Source organism: Enterococcus sp. (assembly GCF_022711995.1).
In the GTDB taxonomy this organism is placed as follows: domain Bacteria; phylum Bacillota; class Bacilli; order Lactobacillales; family Enterococcaceae; genus Enterococcus_D.
Genome location: NZ_JALAHI010000086.1, coordinates 17,201 through 33,887, shown reverse-complemented (window position 1 = coordinate 33,887; position 16,687 = coordinate 17,201). Strand labels below are relative to the sequence as shown.

General features: G+C 41.9%; 18 protein-coding genes, 1 other RNA gene and 1 pseudogene. 4 read left to right on the top strand and 16 right to left on the bottom strand.

The window, feature by feature from the left end; translation table 11 throughout:
- Positions 1-488 (bottom strand): annotated as a pseudogene (locus Q0A12_RS08705) (hypothetical protein); the annotation flags it as partial.
- A 67-nt stretch (positions 489-555) separates the two neighbouring features.
- Between Q0A12_RS08705 and Q0A12_RS08700 the strand changes: the two are divergent.
- A complete protein-coding gene (locus Q0A12_RS08700) occupies positions 556-984 on the top strand; it encodes a GNAT family N-acetyltransferase (protein ID WP_291292262.1) in 429 nt (142 codons plus the stop codon).
- Positions 985-1,159: 175 nt separating this feature from the next.
- Here Q0A12_RS08700 and Q0A12_RS08695 read toward each other — a convergent pair whose 3' ends face one another.
- Positions 1,160-2,506 carry a DEAD/DEAH box helicase gene (locus Q0A12_RS08695; protein WP_291292261.1) on the bottom strand — a complete coding sequence of 449 codons (1,347 nt, stop codon included), beginning with the start codon at positions 2,504-2,506 and terminating at the stop codon, positions 1,160-1,162.
- A 51-nt stretch (positions 2,507-2,557) separates the two neighbouring features.
- Positions 2,558-3,715 carry a VanZ family protein gene (locus tag Q0A12_RS08690; RefSeq protein WP_291292260.1) on the bottom strand — a complete coding sequence of 386 codons (1,158 nt, stop codon included), beginning with the start codon at positions 3,713-3,715 and terminating at the stop codon, positions 2,558-2,560.
- A 94-nt stretch (positions 3,716-3,809) separates the two neighbouring features.
- Here Q0A12_RS08690 and Q0A12_RS08685 point away from each other — a divergent pair, with 94 nt between their 5' ends.
- Positions 3,810-4,136: a hypothetical protein gene (locus Q0A12_RS08685; protein WP_291292259.1), complete on the top strand. Its 327-nt coding sequence runs from the start codon at positions 3,810-3,812 to the stop codon at positions 4,134-4,136.
- Positions 4,137-4,341: 205 nt separating this feature from the next.
- Here the strand turns inward: Q0A12_RS08685 and Q0A12_RS08680 are convergent, their stop codons facing one another.
- The 8 genes from Q0A12_RS08680 to Q0A12_RS08645 form a co-directional block, all read right to left on the bottom strand.
- Positions 4,342-4,563 (bottom strand): hypothetical protein, encoded by a 222-nt coding sequence (locus Q0A12_RS08680; protein WP_291292258.1) that lies wholly within the window; start codon positions 4,561-4,563, stop codon positions 4,342-4,344.
- Between the two features lie 11 nt (positions 4,564-4,574).
- Positions 4,575-4,940: a hypothetical protein gene (locus Q0A12_RS08675; protein WP_291292257.1), complete on the bottom strand. Its 366-nt coding sequence runs from the start codon at positions 4,938-4,940 to the stop codon at positions 4,575-4,577.
- Between the two features lie 72 nt (positions 4,941-5,012).
- Positions 5,013-5,654 (bottom strand): HD domain-containing protein, encoded by a 642-nt coding sequence (locus tag Q0A12_RS08670; protein WP_291292256.1) that lies wholly within the window; start codon positions 5,652-5,654, stop codon positions 5,013-5,015.
- Positions 5,655-5,731: 77 nt separating this feature from the next.
- Positions 5,732-7,225: a carboxypeptidase M32 gene (locus tag Q0A12_RS08665; RefSeq protein ID WP_291292255.1), complete on the bottom strand. Its 1,494-nt coding sequence runs from the start codon at positions 7,223-7,225 to the stop codon at positions 5,732-5,734.
- A complete protein-coding gene (locus Q0A12_RS08660; protein WP_291292254.1) occupies positions 7,222-8,385 on the bottom strand; it encodes a class I SAM-dependent RNA methyltransferase in 1,164 nt (387 codons plus the stop codon). The genes Q0A12_RS08665 and Q0A12_RS08660 overlap by 4 nt, the downstream gene beginning before the upstream one ends.
- 65 nt (positions 8,386-8,450) lie before the next feature.
- An RNA gene (rnpB, locus tag Q0A12_RS08655) (RNase P RNA component class B) lies at positions 8,451-8,817 on the bottom strand.
- 17 nt (positions 8,818-8,834) lie between these two features.
- Positions 8,835-9,245, bottom strand: a complete 411-nt coding sequence (gpsB, locus tag Q0A12_RS08650) for a cell division regulator GpsB (protein WP_291292253.1) — start codon at positions 9,243-9,245, stop codon at positions 8,835-8,837.
- Between the two features lie 71 nt (positions 9,246-9,316).
- The gene (locus tag Q0A12_RS08645; RefSeq protein ID WP_291292252.1) at positions 9,317-9,862 is read right to left on the bottom strand and encodes a DUF1273 domain-containing protein; all 546 of its coding nucleotides are present in this window, start codon (positions 9,860-9,862) and stop codon (positions 9,317-9,319) included.
- A gap of 70 nt (positions 9,863-9,932) precedes the next feature.
- Between Q0A12_RS08645 and recU the strand changes: the two genes are divergently transcribed.
- Both recU and Q0A12_RS08635 read left to right on the top strand, forming a co-directional pair.
- Positions 9,933-10,559 carry a Holliday junction resolvase RecU gene (gene recU / locus Q0A12_RS08640; protein ID WP_291292251.1) on the top strand — a complete coding sequence of 209 codons (627 nt, stop codon included), beginning with the start codon at positions 9,933-9,935 and terminating at the stop codon, positions 10,557-10,559.
- 1 nt (position 10,560) lies between these two features.
- A complete protein-coding gene (locus Q0A12_RS08635; RefSeq protein WP_291292250.1) occupies positions 10,561-12,861 on the top strand; it encodes a PBP1A family penicillin-binding protein in 2,301 nt (766 codons plus the stop codon).
- Between the two features lie 282 nt (positions 12,862-13,143).
- Here Q0A12_RS08635 and nth read toward each other — a convergent pair whose 3' ends face one another.
- From nth to cysK, 5 genes are all read right to left on the bottom strand, one after another.
- Positions 13,144-13,797, bottom strand: a complete 654-nt coding sequence (gene nth, locus Q0A12_RS08630) for an endonuclease III (RefSeq protein WP_291292249.1) — start codon at positions 13,795-13,797, stop codon at positions 13,144-13,146.
- Positions 13,798-13,809: 12 nt separating this feature from the next.
- Positions 13,810-14,511 carry a DnaD domain protein gene (locus Q0A12_RS08625; protein ID WP_291292248.1) on the bottom strand — a complete coding sequence of 234 codons (702 nt, stop codon included), beginning with the start codon at positions 14,509-14,511 and terminating at the stop codon, positions 13,810-13,812.
- A gap of 118 nt (positions 14,512-14,629) precedes the next feature.
- Positions 14,630-15,010: a RidA family protein gene (locus Q0A12_RS08620; RefSeq protein ID WP_291292247.1), complete on the bottom strand. Its 381-nt coding sequence runs from the start codon at positions 15,008-15,010 to the stop codon at positions 14,630-14,632.
- Positions 15,007-15,438 carry a Fur family transcriptional regulator gene (locus Q0A12_RS08615; protein ID WP_291292246.1) on the bottom strand — a complete coding sequence of 144 codons (432 nt, stop codon included), beginning with the start codon at positions 15,436-15,438 and terminating at the stop codon, positions 15,007-15,009. The genes Q0A12_RS08620 and Q0A12_RS08615 overlap by 4 nt, the downstream gene beginning before the upstream one ends.
- A gap of 179 nt (positions 15,439-15,617) precedes the next feature.
- Positions 15,618-16,544 carry a cysteine synthase A gene (cysK, locus tag Q0A12_RS08610; RefSeq protein ID WP_291292245.1) on the bottom strand — a complete coding sequence of 309 codons (927 nt, stop codon included), beginning with the start codon at positions 16,542-16,544 and terminating at the stop codon, positions 15,618-15,620.
- Positions 16,545-16,687: the final 143 nt, after the last annotated feature.

Genomic DNA, 16,687 nt, shown 5'->3' with positions numbered 1-16,687 from the left:
TGACCTTGAAATTCTCCCGTGACAGTATCTAATTCACCGATGAAGCGCGTGCCTGCTGGTAAAGCCTTTTTTTGCACCAGCATCGGTTGAATAGCCGCTTTTCGTAATGGTCTTGTCGATTCATTCACGAAATCTCCCCACTCTTCAGCGGTGGTCAACCCATATCCGTCAATCAAACGACGGAGAGAGTTGCTGATCGGTTCCTGCCACATTTTGGACCAGCTGGCCATCGGCAATCCCTGAATCCCTAAATCCCAGCCTAGGATCGTTTCTGCGTTTCCAGGAACAAAGACGAAGGGCTCCTCATCAATCGTCAGTTCAAAAGTGTCACACTTGATCCCGGCATAACTTGTTTTAATCGCGTGCACATCTGTAATTTCTTTTAGCGGACTGACAAAATACATGACCACTTGTTGAAACAACTGGCTTTTGACCTCCGCAGTCAAGTTTTTCCAATGCGTCCATTGCAATGCTTCAAAAAAATCCACGAGCTTTCCCCTTTCATCTGCTACAATCAATATAGATTGAGTATACCATGAATCAGGAGGAAACAGGATGCAGCTTTATTTTGGCCATGATCCTTGGATCAAAGAGGCGGTTTTTGCCCTGCGAAAAGCCGTCTTTGTCGAAGAACAAGGGATTTCTCCCGCACTTGAATTTGATCAAAACGATCAGTTCTGTGATTATTTTTTGCTGGCAAACGAACAAGAACCGATTGCCACTATTCGCTACCAATCGTTGGATTCTAAAAGGATTCAGCCGGATCGCTTTTGTGTGGCTAAAAACTACCGAAAGCAAGGAATAGGACGTTACCTGCTGACAGCCTATGAGCAAAAAGCGATCGCTGAGGGCTTTTCCCGCTCGATTTTGTCTTCTGAAATCGCAGCAGTCGGCTTTTATCAGAAATGCGGCTACAAACTGGTTTCAGCCCCTTTTGAAGAAGATGGGATTCTTTGTGTCGCAATGGAAAAAAAGCTTCTCTAAACCAAGAAGGGGCTGTGCCATAAGCCACCTACAAGTAACACTATCCGAACAGTCCCTAGTATTGCTCCTGCGGTGCAGGGACTCCTCGTCGCAAAAGTCAGAGGAATCTGTAGCAATAGCATATGATTCGGTTTTACTTGTTGGATGATGACTTAAGTCACAGTCCCTTTGAAAATCAAATACTAGAATTCTTTTTATTTTTACGTGCAGAACGGGTTGTCTGACGTCGTTCGATTTTACGTTTCTCTTTGTTTTTCTTATCCACGGCCCATTGAATTTTCTTCTTGTAGCCAGGTTTGATTTTTTTCTTTTTCTTTTTGACCAATCCAATCAATGTTGGATCTAGTTCATCTCTTGTTTTCTCACGTTTTTGTCGTCGATTCCGGTCATAGGTATCTAGGATCTCTCCATTTTTGATTTCTTTTGGTTGGAATTTAACCCCTAGATCCTCGATGGTTTGAATGGCTTGTTCGTCACTCGGATCATACAACGTGATCGCCGTTCCAGCCAACTTGTTCCGGCCGGTCCGTCCTACTCGGTGAATAAAGAAATCCAAATCTGCGGGGATCTCTGCATTGATCACATGGGAAACCCCTTCGATATCAATGCCTCGGGCAGCTAAATCCGTCGCTACTACATATTGATACTCTAAATTTTGTACTTGACGCATCACACGTTTGCGTTCTCGTGGAGTGATATCGCCATGGATCTTGGCGACTTTCAGCCCTTTTTCTTTCAAATAGTCAGTTAATTCATCTACACGGGATTTGGTATTGGCAAAAACGATTGCCAAATAAGGATGCCCTGTTGTTAACAGTTGATAGACCAACTGATTTTTGTCTTTGCCCTTGGTTGAGATCAACCAATTTTCAATGGATTCAGAGATGACTGCTTTCGGACGAATCTCTTCGATCAATGGATTTTCAAGATATTTTTTCAAAAATGGGCGCAGTTTTTCTGGAATCGTCGCCGAGAATACCAACATTTGCAGTTTTTCCGGCAATCGACTAGCGATTTGGTCCACTTCTTCCAAAAAGCCCATATCCAATGTCATATCTGCTTCATCAATGACAAAGGCTTTTGCCGTATGCACAGCCAATGCTTGTTCATTGATCATATCCAAAATTCGGCCTGGTGTCCCAATAACCAATTGGGGCTGTTGGTTTTGCAAACGGTCGATTTGACGCTGCTTGTCCGTGCCGCCCACAAAATTGGTCACACGAATCTCTGGTTGTTGGTATTCAGCCACTTGTTTGGCCGCTTGATAAATTTGTGTTGCTAACTCACGACTAGGCGCAGTAATGACAACTTGCACTTCATCCTTTTGAGGATCGATCTGATCCATCAAAGGCAGCAAAAATGTATGGGTCTTCCCACTTCCGGTTTGGGATTGCCCCACGACACTGCGGCCTTTTTGGATCACAGGGATCAGTTTTTCTTGAACTTCTGTTGGTGAAGTAAATTTCTTCTCCGCTAACGCTTCGTAAATAAATGGTTGAAATTTAAATGACTCAAAAGACATTCAAACACCTTCTTTCTAATGACATCTTATGGATTATAGCATATTTCCCGCTTAATTCCTAACGTTGTTTCGCTGAACCGTACTTACCAAATAGGTGGCGGTTCTTTTTTCATAAAAGAATCGCGGTTGTTTTTTAAAGGCTGCCCAGAGGATATTGCAATAAAAACCCACCTGGATCAAACCAAAAATCAACACGATCAGTAAACTGACTGGCAATAGCAGTTGATTGTCTGACTGAAGAAACGGAGCAAACAATTCATTGACTCTCGACACACTGACATAGACCAAATAGACCAGTCCATACCGTTTAAATAATGTCAGCAGACGAACTCGTGAATGATTCTCTTCCATCACCCGAATGCGAACCAGTTTTTTGCCGATGGTTTGTCCATTGAGCAAATACGCCAGCAAAACAAAATACAACAACACCTCAAGCGCAAAATACCAGTAATCATTGGTAAAATCAGCCAACTCTTTTTTCCAGCCTAAACGCAGAAGTGTCAGCAACAATCCACTGAAAAGATTGAGAATACCCCAATCAATCAGCCAAGCAACGATTCGCCGGGTAAAGGTAACTCGCGTGTCTTTGGCATAAGAGACAGCATCCATTTCCTCACGAGTGGGTAACAAAAAGGTAAACACTGGCGCCACCAAATAACCGATGGTTCCCCCCAGCGTATTGACAAATAAATCATTGACGTCAAACAAACGATAAGGCCGCGGATAAATAAAGTACAATCCCGTCAACTGCGTCAATTCAAAGAAAAGTGACAAACAAAATGAGGCTAGGATCGTCTTTGGAAAGGACCATTTAAAGTAGTAGCGAAGATAGACACCAAAGGGCAGTGTCAAAAAAAGATTGAATAATGGCTCTAAGACTACGTTTTGCTTTAATGCAGGTAAATAAGTTGATGGTTCACCGATTTGCAGCACCGTTTGCTGCAAAAAGTGCTGCCAGGAAGCACCTAAGTGCCATTCCATTTTTGGACCAGTCATTTGTGCGACTTCTTCAATACTTGGTAATGGCAAAATGACCAAGAAATAAGCACAAAGCAAATAAAAGACAAATGAATAGAGAACAATTGCCCGTGATAAAATAAACCTTCCGTATTTCCGGTATTGACGTACAAAAAAGATCGAAGAAATTGCAAATGCTAAGAAGGGAAATAACAATAGTGCAACCTTGATCGGCATCAGATAAGCTGACATAACTTCCTCCCAAAATCTATTTCCTTTTTATTTTACACCTTAATTCCCAAATCTTGCAATTTGGAGTATCATGAATAAAAGGAGGTTAAAAAACATGTTGAATCCTTATTTTGCTTTTGGTGTGCCATTTTTTCTTTTATTGCTCTATATCGGCTTTGCACTTTTTCGCCGTTCGTCTCATATTCCTTACTTAGGCTTTGTTCTTTTCATCATTGCCGGATTTTTGAGTGTATTTAGCTTTCAAGTGATCCAACAAGCATTGACAGAAGTAACAAAAACGAACGCTGCAGCAGTGGAACATACCCACGGCTATCCCCTATATTTATTAGCCATCCCATTACTGATTGGTCTGCTATTGGTGATTCGCAATATTTTTCGTGGTTATGCTAAAATCAAAAAAATCCGCCTGCAATCTAAATAAGCGTATCGTTGAATGCTCACTTGATTGAAGGCTACACTGAAATTCTCTCGCATCACAAAAAAAACGATCCGAAAGATAGCTGAATGTCCCGCTGACCTATCTAATTGCACCTTGTCAGTATATGGTACGCTTCGTCTATCGATCGGATTTTTTTATGTTGCGTTGAGATTTAGCCCTGATCCTTCAGTGAGGGGGCCGCTGTTTTTTACTCATCTAGAAAATCGGTTTCGGATTGTTCTAGGAATTGCTCTTTGACTTCGTCATTTAATTGTTCTAACAGATATTGCCAATCACTGTTTGACACCACGACAACATCTAAATTTTTCTCTTCGTCGATCAATTCAAGGTTGCTGTATGTATCTCCCAAATCCCGAAATAAATCAGCGAGTGCTGCATCTTCAATAGTTAGGTATTCCGTTTTTTTCATCACGTCTCACCTCAAATATCAAAAAATTCATAAAACAATATTTCAAACGATTGAATGTTGGTCATTTTTTGTAGCGTCACTAGATCCAAGCGGATAAATTCTTTTTCCACTAGGAAATAATGATTGTCCTCCAATGCTTCTTCGATATATGGCAGGATTTGTTCTTCATCTCCTTGCCTTTCTCTGGAAATACTAGAGATTTGATTGAACAAACGTTCATCTTGCAATAAAAAATACTCACCATCATAGCGATAGATGGCCACTTGATAATTCCGGATGGGTAATGCAGCTCGAATGACAAAAAAACATTCTCCAGAATCAGAAAGTGCTGGTAATAGTTCATTCGGCTTCAGTGCTTGTTTGTAATACATATCCATCCCTCCCCTTATTTACAATTATAGATAAATATGGAGGAAACACAAAGGAATCGAATCAAAGATTAAAAATTGCTAAACATCCCACTCTTGATAAAATTCCGTTAGAAAAGCGGTCATAAATTCTTTTCGCCGTAAGGCTTCTTTTTTGCCGAATGCCGTATGCATTTTTTCGGGCAAAAGAAATAATTTTTCATAAAAATGATTGATCACTGTGGTGCCTTTTCGGTAATCCGCATGATCCGTAAAGGTCTTCGGCGCGCGTTCAGACTCATGGATCGGATGCTGATGGGCACCGCCAAAATAACTGGTACGCAAAATTCCAATCGCTCCTAATGCATCTAAGCGATCCGCATCTTTCACGATTTGTCCTTCTAATAAAGTCACCTGCGCTCCTGCCAGCAATTCCTTTGAGAAAGAAAGATTCTCAATGATCGTGAATACATGGCTGATTTGTTCTGGGGTTGCTCCTGCGCCCCGCAGGCAATTTTCTACCTCTGCTTTGGCTTTGGTCACATCTGCCACCACTTTATCATCGATGGTATCGTGCAAAATCGCCGCTGATTCCACAACAAAATCATCTACCTGTAATTGATCTTCAGCGATAATCTGCTTAGCCATGGCCGCTACGCGGTTGACATGATCGAACCCATGTCCTGTGTAATCAGATCCTAAAATCAATTTGGCATACTCATAGATTGGTGCCATTTCAGCCATTTATCGCCACTCCTGTCCTTTATGCGTGTTTAAAGCGTGGAACAAAAGTGTTTTCCTTTGTCCCACGCTCGTGCTTTTTATCGGATCTGATAAACAGAAAAATAGATTTTCCGCAAATAATCCAATAGGTATTGAGGATTTAACAGTTCACCTGTCGCATCCAAAATCAATTGATTTGGTTTTTTAGAAGCCCCATATTGATGGATATGTGTAGTCAACCATTGACGGATTTCTGAATAATCATCAGAAGCCAATACGGCATCGACGTCCACTTCTTTTTCCATGGCATGGAGAAGCTGTGCCGCATACATATAGCCTAATGCGTAAGACGGGAAATAACCAAAGCTGGATCCAGACCAGTGAACATCTTGCAAGATCCCTTCTAAATCATTTTGTGGGCGTACACCTAAATATTCTTCATATTTATCATTCCAAATAGTTGGCAGATCTTCCACATTCACTTCTTCATTAAAAATCATTTTTTCGATTTCATAACGGATGATGATATGCAGGACATAGGTCAAGCTATCGGCTTCGATACGAATCAAACTTGCTTTGGTGAATTTCAAGGCATTATAGAAGGTCTCAAAGGAAACGTCATCGAAGGTTCCTTCGGCGCATTCTTGGAAATAAGGGTATTGTTTCTCCCAAAAATTCCGGTTGCTGCCGATGATGATTTCATTAAATAAGGATTGCGATTCGTGAATCCCCATGGATGCTCCTTCGTGAGCTGGTGTTCCTTCAAATTTTTCGTCGATATTTTGTTCGTACATGCCGTGTCCTGCTTCATGGATCACACCGAAAATTCCCATCGAAAAATCTTCTTCATTCCAACGCGTCGTCAAGCGAACATCGTTGTGATTGATCCCAGTCGCAAAAGGATGCACCGTATTGTCTAACCGTCCGCGAGAGAAATCATACCCTAAGTCTGTGATGACTTTGGAGATGAATTTCCGTTGTTGCGCTTCGGTCATTTTACGGGACAAGATTGATGTATCTGGCGGCGTGCCTTTTTCCAATTGACGACGAATATCCATGATCCCGTCACGCACTTGCGCAAACACATTGTCCAGGATCTCAACGGTCATATTCGGTTCATACTGATTCAAAAGGACGTCATAGTTGGTCCGTTCTTCTTTTTTCCAGTAAGGAATCAACGCTTTTGTCAAACGAATATTCTCAGACAATGCCTCTTTGAACAAGGAAAAATCTTTGGCTTTACGGGCTTTTGTCCAAGCCGTATGAGCTCTGGAAGTAGCTGCAGACGCTTCGATGGCTAATTCATTCGGCACATTTTTTTGCAGTTCATATTCTTCTTTGACCAATTGGTAGGCAGCTTTTCCCACTTCCGATAATTCTTCAGGGTGTTGCCCAAAGTAAGTAATTGCTTCTTGGATCGTAGGGCCAACCTTTTTTTCAAAGTACAAGCCATACAAATAGCTATCGACTTCACTGCGGTATTCGCTGGCTTTCTCCGGCATTCCCGTCTGAGTATCCCAACCAAGGATGCCCATTGCTTGTGATAACAGGTCAAGTTCTTTGAGTTCTTTCAGAAATTCTTGTTCTTTCATTCAACCGTCTCCTTTTTACGTGGCGGACGACTGCCCCAATATTGGAAGAAGTCTGTGCGCAACGCCCCATTATAAAGTTTGCGTTTCTTGGTTGCTTTTTCCCCATAGTGGGTCTCAAACGTAAGGTCACTGGTCAAAATATATTTGCTCCAAGTTTTTAATGGCCGGAAGACTTGGCCCATTTCTTGGTACAAGCGTTGAACAGTCTCTTCTTCCCCTAAACGTTCCCCATATGGTGGGTTGGCAACGATGACGCCATATTCTTTCTCCGTTTTAAAATCTTTGACTGCTTGTTGTTTAAAGGTAATGGAATCACCTAGGCCAATCTCTTCCGCATTTGCTTTGGCGATTTCGATCATCCGACCATTGATATCCGAACCCATGATATCCAGTTGAATGTCATAATCTGCCGCTTCTTCCGCTTGCGCCCGTACTTTCTCAAATACTTCTTTTGGCACCCAATTCCAAGTTTCACAAACGAAGGAACGATTGAATCCAGGAGCAATATTGTGACCGATCAATGCAGCTTCGATACACAGTGTACCGGATCCACATACAGGATCAACAAATGGTCGGTCTTTGCGCCAGTTGGTCAATAGGACTAATGCAGCAGCCATATTTTCTTTTAAAGGCGCCCCACCCTTTTCTAACCGATAGCCTCGTTTGAATAAGCTCGGTCCGGTGGTATCCAGTGTGATCATAGCGTGATTTTTTAATAGAGCTACTTCCAGCTGGAAAAAAGCGCCACTTTCAGTTAACGGCACACTTGCTGGGCGATGATAAACTTCCCTTAGACGGTTAACAATCGCTTTTTTTGTGATCGCTTGACAATCAGGCACACTGAATAATTTCGATTTGATGGATTTACCAGCAACTGGAAACTCTGCATCTAGCGGTAAAAAATCTTCCCAAGGCAATGCTTTGACTTGTTCAAATAATTCATCAAATGTGTATACATCAAATTCCCCCACCACGATCTTGATGCGGTCAGCTGTTCGCAACCAAAGATTAGCGGTTGCAATGGTCTCGATCGTTCCTTTGAAACGAGCCCGGCCATTTTCTACTTGGCAATCAATGCCTAAATCGCGCAATTCTTTTCCTACTAATGCTTCTAACCCACTAGCAGCGGTTGCGACACAATCAAATACTTTTTCTGTCATAAATTTCTCCTTCTTGATATAAAAAAACCTTCCATTATGGAAGGATTCCCTGATATGCTGTGATTTTCTATAAGCCATGTTCTGTCCACGTCTTCCTCAGGGAGAAGAAAACGTTGGGTAATTATCTATCTGCAATTACTTGCCTTCTTGCTCCGTTCATTTCCGTGCAAAAAGCGCCCCTACCATTGTTTGGGTTGCTCGCTCGAGGGGTTTACCGCGTTCCACCAAGACGGTTTCCCGCCTTGCTTCGTCACTGTGGCACTTTCAAGGATACTTTGGCATAGCTTGCGCCTTAGCCATTTTTCCTGCCGTTACTCTTTCAAGTACCCTAGCTTATTGTTTCGCTAGGCACGATCACTACAAGCATCTCAGCCTGTGCGAGCATGGACTTTCCTCAGCATAATCAAAGTTATGCCGCAATTACCCGAAAACCACAACAATCAAATTGATTAAAATTGACGTGTTTTCTCGTTGTCATCTTCAAAGTCAGCATTTGTATAATTTGCATTGTAGGAAGAGGAACGTGTAACTGGTTCTTGTCCTTGATCCAATTTTTTACCGAAAACTTCTTTTTCCAAATTAGACAAACGTTTCAAAATATCAAAGTTTGTCACCGTTTGACTTTTTGGTGCTTCTGGTTGGACCCGTGAAGCAATTGCTTGGTTCTTAGAAAGTTGATCGACTTTTGCATTTAAACGATCGTTTTCTTCTTGTAAGGCCAAAATTTCTTTATTGTAGCTTTCGTAGTCTTTGATAATATTATCTAAAAATTCATCGACTTCGACTGGATCATAGCCGCGCATTTTGGTCTTAAATTCTTGTTGAAGAATATCCTTGGGACTAAAAATTAGATTTGCCATTATTTACACCTCATTGATTTTTCCAAATGATTTTCACTTTCTCAACCATTCTATCAAAAAACTCACAGAAATCAAAGTAAATTACTATCAAATGTTGCGTTTTGCAAATCATCCATCGTAATTTGATGAATTTCGTAAGGATGTTCCTCCCGATATTTCTTGGCATCTTTCAAAAAAAAGCTGGTTTTCCCGGGAAATTCGTCATCATAAAGCAGAAGTGCCCCATCGGTGTGACTCAGCAAAAACTGGGTGTGATTTCTTAACTGACTAGGTTCTTTATAGGACTGGTGGCTTGTCGCATTGACATAATCTGCACTCATCTGTACCCGTTGCAGCAATTGCTGGTTCCCTTCCTTCCAGTTTTCGCCAAATCCTTGAAAAGGATAGATGATGCCTAACTTGAGTTCCGGATAATCCTTTTGCAAAATTTCCACCACTTCACCACACCACAATTCGGCACCTAAATTGCCGCTAATCAATACCCATTCCAGCCCTTGTTCAAGATAAGAAAGTAATGTCATTTTTATTACTTTCTTAATAATTTTGATTTTGGGATCTTTTTCTTGAAAAACACCAAGTTCAAAGCTGCGGTAGCCGGTAAAATATAAGGTTTTCATTGTTTAAGCAGTCATCTCTTTTCTTTCCAAACGTCTTTTTGGTATAATGATGGCTAGGAGTGTGAATAACATGGTCATTCGATACCCTAACGGTCAATCTTCTGCTTATGATGGCGGTAAAAAACAAAAATTGCAAGAAAAAATAGCTCGACCGAAAACTTTCGCAAATCGCGGAATGCGTTTTGAAGAGGCAATCAATCAAAGCAATGCGTATTATTTGAATCGTCAAGCAGCAGTCATTCATAAAAAACCAACACCTATTCAGATCGTTAAGGTGGATTATCCCCGCCGTAGTGCCGCTGTGATCAAAGAGGCTTACTTTCGTGAGGCTTCTACTACGGACTATAATGGCGTTTATCGCGGGCATTATTTGGATTTCGAAGCAAAAGAGACACAAAATAAAACCTCTTTTCCCTTCAAAAATTTTCATGAACACCAAATTCAACACATGGAAAACTGTTTAACACAAAACGGGATCTGTTTTGTCTTATTATGGTTCTCAAGCCTGCAACGTTGCTTTTTTCTGACTAGCCACGATTTGATCACGGAATGGCATCAGCAAAAGACAACGGGGAAAAAATCGCTGCCTCTTGCCTATATCGAAAAAAACGGGATTGAAATCATCCCGGGAATCGCCCCGCGTATTCCTTATTTAGAAGCAGTAGATCAATTTTTGTCAATGAAGGAGAATGATTAGTATGGCGAAAGAATCGCAATCGAGGGTTTCTCGACATGATTCTAAAAAAACGGCGGCTACAAATAAAAGCCCCAAACAAAAAAAGCCGAAAGGAAAACGAACGATTGGCAGTATTTTGTTGCGTACATTTATGGGACTTTTCTTTTTAGGATGTCTTGGTCTCTTATCAGGGATGGGTCTTTTTTGGTGGTATGCCAAAGATGCCCCTGCATTAGATGAAAAACAGCTCGATTCTGCAGCTTCCTCTCGCTTTTATGCGGCAAATGGGGATCTGATTCTCGACTTTGGTAGTGAGACCCGTGAGAAAATCACCGCCAAGGAAATCCCCCAACAATTAGAAGATGCAATTGTTTCGGTAGAGGATCGTCGGTTCTACCAACACATTGGTGTAGACCCTATCCGTATCGTTGGTTCAGCGCTATCTAACGTGACTACCGGCGGCATGCAAGGTGGGAGTACCCTGACACAGCAATTAATCAAGCTATCTTTCTTCTCTACCAGTGCCGAAGATCAAACGTTGCGAAGAAAAGCGCAAGAAGCTTGGATGGCCGTCAGACTGGAACAAACGAAATCCAAGCAAGAAATCTTAACTTACTACATCAATAAAGTCTATATGTCTAATGGTGTGTATGGTATGCAGACAGCTGCCATGAAGTTCTACGGCAAGACGTTGGACCAGCTGGACTTGGCACAAACCGCGTTGATTGCTGGATTGCCAAACGCCCCTTCTGCCTATGATCCTTATGTTCATGAAGACAAAGCCAAACAACGTCGTGATCTTGTCTTACTTACCATGTATGAGAATGAAAAAATCACGAAAGACGAATACGAGGCTGCTAAAGCCGAAGATATTTCAGAAGGCTTGCAAAAAAATCCGCAACGAAATAATGAATGGAAATATTACGACAATTACTTTAAAGAAGTCATTGATGAAGTAAAAGAAAAAACTGGCAAAGATGTCTACACCGATGGGTTAGATATATACACGAATCTTGACGTCAATACCCAAAAACGCTTGTATGATATCGTCAATAGCGATGATTACGTCAACTTCCCTGATGATAAAATGCAAGTTGCGGCAACCTTAGTAGACGTCAACAGCGGTAAAGTCGTTGCACAAATCGGCGCTCGTCACGTGGCAGACGATGTGGTCTTAGGAAATAATTTAGCCGTCAACGTCACCCGTGACTTTGGATCAACCGTGAAACCATTGACTGACTATGGGCCCGCCTTTCAATTTTTACAAAATTCCACCGGGCGCATGATTTTGGATGAACCCTACAATTACGTTGGCACAAACACACCAATCTACAACTGGGATCGCCAATATATGGGAAATATCACATTGCGAACGGCATTAGCGCAATCACGAAATGTTCCTGCTGCAAAGCTCTTTGAAGAAGTCGGCGCTGACAAGATTTCTTCTTTCTTAAATGGATTAGGCATTGAATACAAAAACATTGAACAATCGAATGCGATTTCCAGCAACACATCAGAAATCGATGGCACCAAGTACGGGATCTCCAGCTTGAAAATGGCTGCTGCCTATGCTGCTTTTTCAAATGGAGGAACTTATTATGAACCTCGGTATGTCAATAAAATCGTATCCCAAGATGGCACAGTGGATGAGGACTCCTTCAAAGTAGAAGGTGAAAAAGCCATGGACGACACCACTGCCTACATGGTCACTGATATCCTGAAAGACGTGATCTCTGTCGGTACCGGAACCAATGCTCAAATTGACGGATTGTACCAAGCGGGTAAAACCGGAACCTCCAACTATGATGACAATCAATTGGCTAAGTTAGACACTTCGAATGGTGCCTACCCAGACATTACATTCGCAGGATACACGCCCTCCTACTCTTTAGCTGTTTGGACAGGGTATAACGATAAAATGACGCCAATCACTGATAGCAGTACCCATGTTGCATCAGATGTTTATCGAGAACTAATGCAGTTCGTTTCGGCGTCTGTTGAAAATCGCGACTGGAAGATGCCGTCAGACTTAACTCGGATCGGCAATGAATTGTACATTAAAGGAACGTACCAACAACCAAGTTCCAGCACACGATCAACGTATTCGACTTCGATACCTGAATCAACATCAGAAAGTACCGAAACCATTGAGTCTAGTTCGACCGAAGAATCGATTCCGCCGGTAGAATCATCTTCAGAAAGTGTGCAATCTTCAAGTTCAACAGCAGAGGTTGATACCACTCCCTCTTCAACAGAATCTAGCCCCCCTTCTTCATCTGAGGCTAACAATACAAATACAGAGTCAACCACATCAGGGGGATAAAAAAGTAGCTATGACAAAAATCTTGTCATAGCTCCTTTTTCTGAATAAACGGTTAGAAGTAACTTCCTCGGAAATAAGCCGAAATTTCACAAAAATTTTAGAGCGTGGGACAAAAGTGTTTTTTGTTCCACGCTCTAAACACGTCTAAATAGCTGGAGCAGAAGCAACTCCGGGAAATAAGTCAAAATATCCCCAAATCTGAAAAGCAACTTCCATGTATTCCTCCATCTTTCTCGGACGTTAACACTTCTGTCCCAGCCTCTTCTCTCTAGCTGATTACTTCTACACTCTTTTTTCCCGCATTCGGATCTGGCCTTCTTGGCACATGGTCAATAAGGGACAGACTTCACATTTTGGCGCTCGTGCCGTGCAATGGTAGCGGCCAAAGAAAATCAATGTATGGTGGGTCTTGACCCACAGGTCTTCCGGCACTTTCTTCATCAATGTTTGTTCGACTTCTAAGACATTTGCATCTAACCGGCAAATGCGTAGGCGTTTGGTTACTCGTTCAACATGGGTATCAACAGCGATTGCCGGGATACCAAATGCATCCCCCAATACCACATTAGCTGTTTTTCTTCCCACCCCGGGCAATGAGACCAATTCTTCACGGGTTTTAGGTACTTGCCCATGAAATTTTTCGATAAGCTGTAACGCGCAGGCTTTGATATTCTTTGCTTTATTGCGGTAAAGACCAATCGAACGGATTTTCTCAATGATATCCTCAACTGGAGCTGCTGCCAAGGCTTCTGGTGTTGGATAAGCAGCAAACAACGCCGGAGTAACTTTATTGACAGAGACATCGGTAGCTTGCGCACTTAAAATCACGGCAATCAACAGTTCGAACGGATTTTTAGAAACCAGTTCTCCGTGGGCATCAGGAAACATTTGATACATTTGTTCCAATGCGATCATGGTTTTTGCTTTACTGATCATGACAACACTCCTTTACTCCCCTTCCAGCCAATTATGCATAGGAATTTTAGGGGCTGGTCCCTTCGGTTGCTCGAAATTTTCTTTTTGCATGAACTGCTTTTTACGACGCTTTTGTTCTTCTTCAACTTGTTCCTTGGAGGTAATATTCTTTCGTTCCCAAGAAAGTAAAATCCGATCAATATAATTCAAACTATACGCTTGATTCAAAACCGCCTCACGCAAGGCAAATTGGATCAAATCCGGCTGGTACTTGTCTTCTTCCAACCATTGAGCGATCCGCTGGTATTCGATTGCCGAAAGCGGCCGGCCAAATTCGGACTCAAACATTTGATACAATGAACGAACTTTTGCATCATAGCTTTGTTTTTCTTGCTGCTGATTTTTTTGCCGCAAACAAACTTCCAGTCGTTCATAGATTCCAGAAAACTCATAGTAGTCCACCATTTTCCCAGCTGAATCTTTCTTGGATTCAATGGTGATGATCTGCTTATTCAAAAGCTGATTCAACCATTTATAGATTTCTTTTTGTTCACTGCCCATCTCTTTTGCAATCAAGGAAAGATCTGGAAAATCATTGCCTTGCTCATGGAAACGATACAGCTGAAGCCACAAAACAAATTCATCATTGGTAAATCCAAGGCTGTGATAATTTTCCAAAAGTAAATTTGAGATGGTCGTGTGCCCCTTGGCTAAATATTCTTGTAAAGAAATCATGCTTTTGTCCTCTTTTCCCATTGATACATAAAAATAAATCTTTCATCCTGGCTTAACCAAAAACGAATCTCAACAAAAATGGGACTGCGCATAAACATACGACCGTCCCATCGACTCATTATTGTGGCACTACAGCGATGATCTCAATTTCCACCAATACATCCTTCGGCAAACGAGCCACTTCAACTGCTGAACGGGCAGGTAACTGTTCATGAAAAAGTGTGCTGTATGTATTATTGAAGGGAACAAAATCATCCATGTTTTTTAAAAAACAAGTAGTTTTGACGATTTCATCTGGTGTAATACCGGCAGCGGTTAAAATTGCCTGGATATTTTTGAGTACTTGCTGTGTTTGAACTTCGATCGTCGTGCCTACGACCTCTCCTGTCGCAGGGTCTAATGGTACTTGTCCCGAAGCAAACAAGAAGCCATTAGCAACTCGAGCCTGCACATAAGGTCCAATTGCTTGCGGTGCTTGATCTGTTGAAATAATTTTCATTCTTCTTCTCCTTTACATTCTGGGCACAACCCATAAACCTCTAATCGATGGCTACGAATCTTATATCCTGTCAACTGGGAAGCAGCCATTTCGACATCTTCCAAACCGGGATAGTAAAAATCAGAAATTTTGCCACATCGCTGACAAATCGCATGATAATGCGGCTCTGTCGTGAAGTCAAACCGGCTGGATGCATCGCCGTAATTCATTTCTTTCACAAAACCAATCTCCGTAAACAGACGCAGATTGTTGTAGACGGTCGCTACACTGATACCGGGAAAGTGCACTTCGATCGCTCGGTAAATCTCTTCTGCGGTAGGATGTGATGCATGGCTAGCCAAAAACTCAAGTATCGCAACTCGTTGAGGCGTGATACGGATGTTTTCTTGTTTTAATTGTTTGATTGCCTCATCATATATCGTGTTCACAGGAGTTCCTCCAATTCTCTTATCTGTAATATCATACTATGTAGATGGTAAAAATTCAAACAGCTTTCCTTAAAATTTCCCCACAAGAGTCAAAATAATTTCTCTCTTTTATGATCGAATTTTCTTGGCAATAAAAAGAGGAGAAAAAGCAGGCATCCCATCCATGCCCGCTTTTCTTGCTATTCTTCTTGATACAATGCCGTTGACAGGTAACGTTCCCCGTTATCTGGTACGATTGCTAAGACTTTTTTCCCTTTGCCTAGTTCCTTGGCAACTTTGAGTGCAGCATGGATCGCCGCTCCTGAAGAAATTCCTACAAGCAAGCCTTCTTTCCGACCGACTTCTCTCGCAGTTGCCATAGCATCTTCACTTGATACGGCAATCGCTTGATCAAAGATATCAGTATCAAGAACTTTCGGTACAAACCCGGTGCCGATTCCTTGAATTTTGTGAGGACCAGGCTGTCCGCCTTCTAAGATGGCCGATTCTGCTGGCTCGACGCCATAGATTTTCAAGTCTGGATACACTCGTTTTAATTCTCGTCCCGCACCAGTGATGGTGCCACCAGTGCCGATTCCAGCGACAAAAGCATCTAAACCTTTTGATTCAAAAGCATTTTCAATTTCTTTCCCCGTTGTTTTCTCATGGATCTCAGGATTTGCCGGATTTTCAAATTGCAACGGCATAAAATAGCCTTCTTGTTCTGCTAATTCTCTGGCTTTATTGATGGAACCTGTGATTCCTTCTGCGCCTGGGGTCAAAATCAATTCCGCACCATATGCCTGCATCAGTTTGCGCCGTTCGATACTCATGGTTTCTGGCATCACGATCAACACTCGATAGCCTTTAGCTGCTCCAATCATCGCCAATCCAATTCCTGTATTGCCAGACGTTGGCTCAACAATCGTATTGCCTGCTTGCAAAGAACCATCTTTTTCCGCTTTTTCGATCATGGCCAAAGCGATTCGGTCTTTCACACTGCTTCCTGGATTATAAAACTCAAGTTTTACGTAAACATCAGCGGAATCTTCCCCCACCACTTTGTTTAATTTGACGATGGGCGTATGCCCAACAAGTTCGGTAACAGATTGGTAAATCTTTGTCATTTGCAATCCCTCCAGTTCATATTCTTATTCTACCTAAAAAAAGACAGACTTGCGAACAAAAAGTTAGCGTTTTCCAAATTTTTAGGTTTTTTTCACAAAGAAAAAACTTTTACTTTCCTCTTTTTGTTACTAAAAAAGAGCAG

Bases quoted from the DNA above. Each gene is read 5' to 3' on its own strand.
- Q0A12_RS08700 (WP_291292262.1), top strand. From the start codon at position 556: ATGCAGCTTTATTTTGGCCATGATCCTTGGATCAAAGAGGCGGTTTTT.
- Q0A12_RS08695 (WP_291292261.1), bottom strand. From the start codon at position 2,506: ATGTCTTTTGAGTCATTTAAATTTCAACCATTTATTTACGAAGCGTTA.
- Q0A12_RS08690 (WP_291292260.1), bottom strand. From the start codon at position 3,715: ATGTCAGCTTATCTGATGCCGATCAAGGTTGCACTATTGTTATTTCCC.
- Q0A12_RS08685 (WP_291292259.1), top strand. From the start codon at position 3,810: ATGTTGAATCCTTATTTTGCTTTTGGTGTGCCATTTTTTCTTTTATTG.
- Q0A12_RS08680 (WP_291292258.1), bottom strand. From the start codon at position 4,563: ATGAAAAAAACGGAATACCTAACTATTGAAGATGCAGCACTCGCTGAT.
- Q0A12_RS08675 (WP_291292257.1), bottom strand. From the start codon at position 4,940: ATGGATATGTATTACAAACAAGCACTGAAGCCGAATGAACTATTACCA.
- Q0A12_RS08670 (WP_291292256.1), bottom strand. From the start codon at position 5,654: ATGGCTGAAATGGCACCAATCTATGAGTATGCCAAATTGATTTTAGGA.
- Q0A12_RS08665 (WP_291292255.1), bottom strand. From the start codon at position 7,225: ATGAAAGAACAAGAATTTCTGAAAGAACTCAAAGAACTTGACCTGTTA.
- Q0A12_RS08660 (WP_291292254.1), bottom strand. From the start codon at position 8,385: ATGACAGAAAAAGTATTTGATTGTGTCGCAACCGCTGCTAGTGGGTTA.
- gpsB (WP_291292253.1), bottom strand. From the start codon at position 9,245: ATGGCAAATCTAATTTTTAGTCCCAAGGATATTCTTCAACAAGAATTT.
- Q0A12_RS08645 (WP_291292252.1), bottom strand. From the start codon at position 9,862: ATGAAAACCTTATATTTTACCGGCTACCGCAGCTTTGAACTTGGTGTT.
- recU (WP_291292251.1), top strand. From the start codon at position 9,933: ATGGTCATTCGATACCCTAACGGTCAATCTTCTGCTTATGATGGCGGT.
- Q0A12_RS08635 (WP_291292250.1), top strand. From the start codon at position 10,561: ATGGCGAAAGAATCGCAATCGAGGGTTTCTCGACATGATTCTAAAAAA.
- nth (WP_291292249.1), bottom strand. From the start codon at position 13,797: ATGATCAGTAAAGCAAAAACCATGATCGCATTGGAACAAATGTATCAA.
- Q0A12_RS08625 (WP_291292248.1), bottom strand. From the start codon at position 14,511: ATGATTTCTTTACAAGAATATTTAGCCAAGGGGCACACGACCATCTCA.
- Q0A12_RS08620 (WP_291292247.1), bottom strand. From the start codon at position 15,010: ATGAAAATTATTTCAACAGATCAAGCACCGCAAGCAATTGGACCTTAT.
- cysK (WP_291292245.1), bottom strand. From the start codon at position 16,544: ATGACAAAGATTTACCAATCTGTTACCGAACTTGTTGGGCATACGCCC.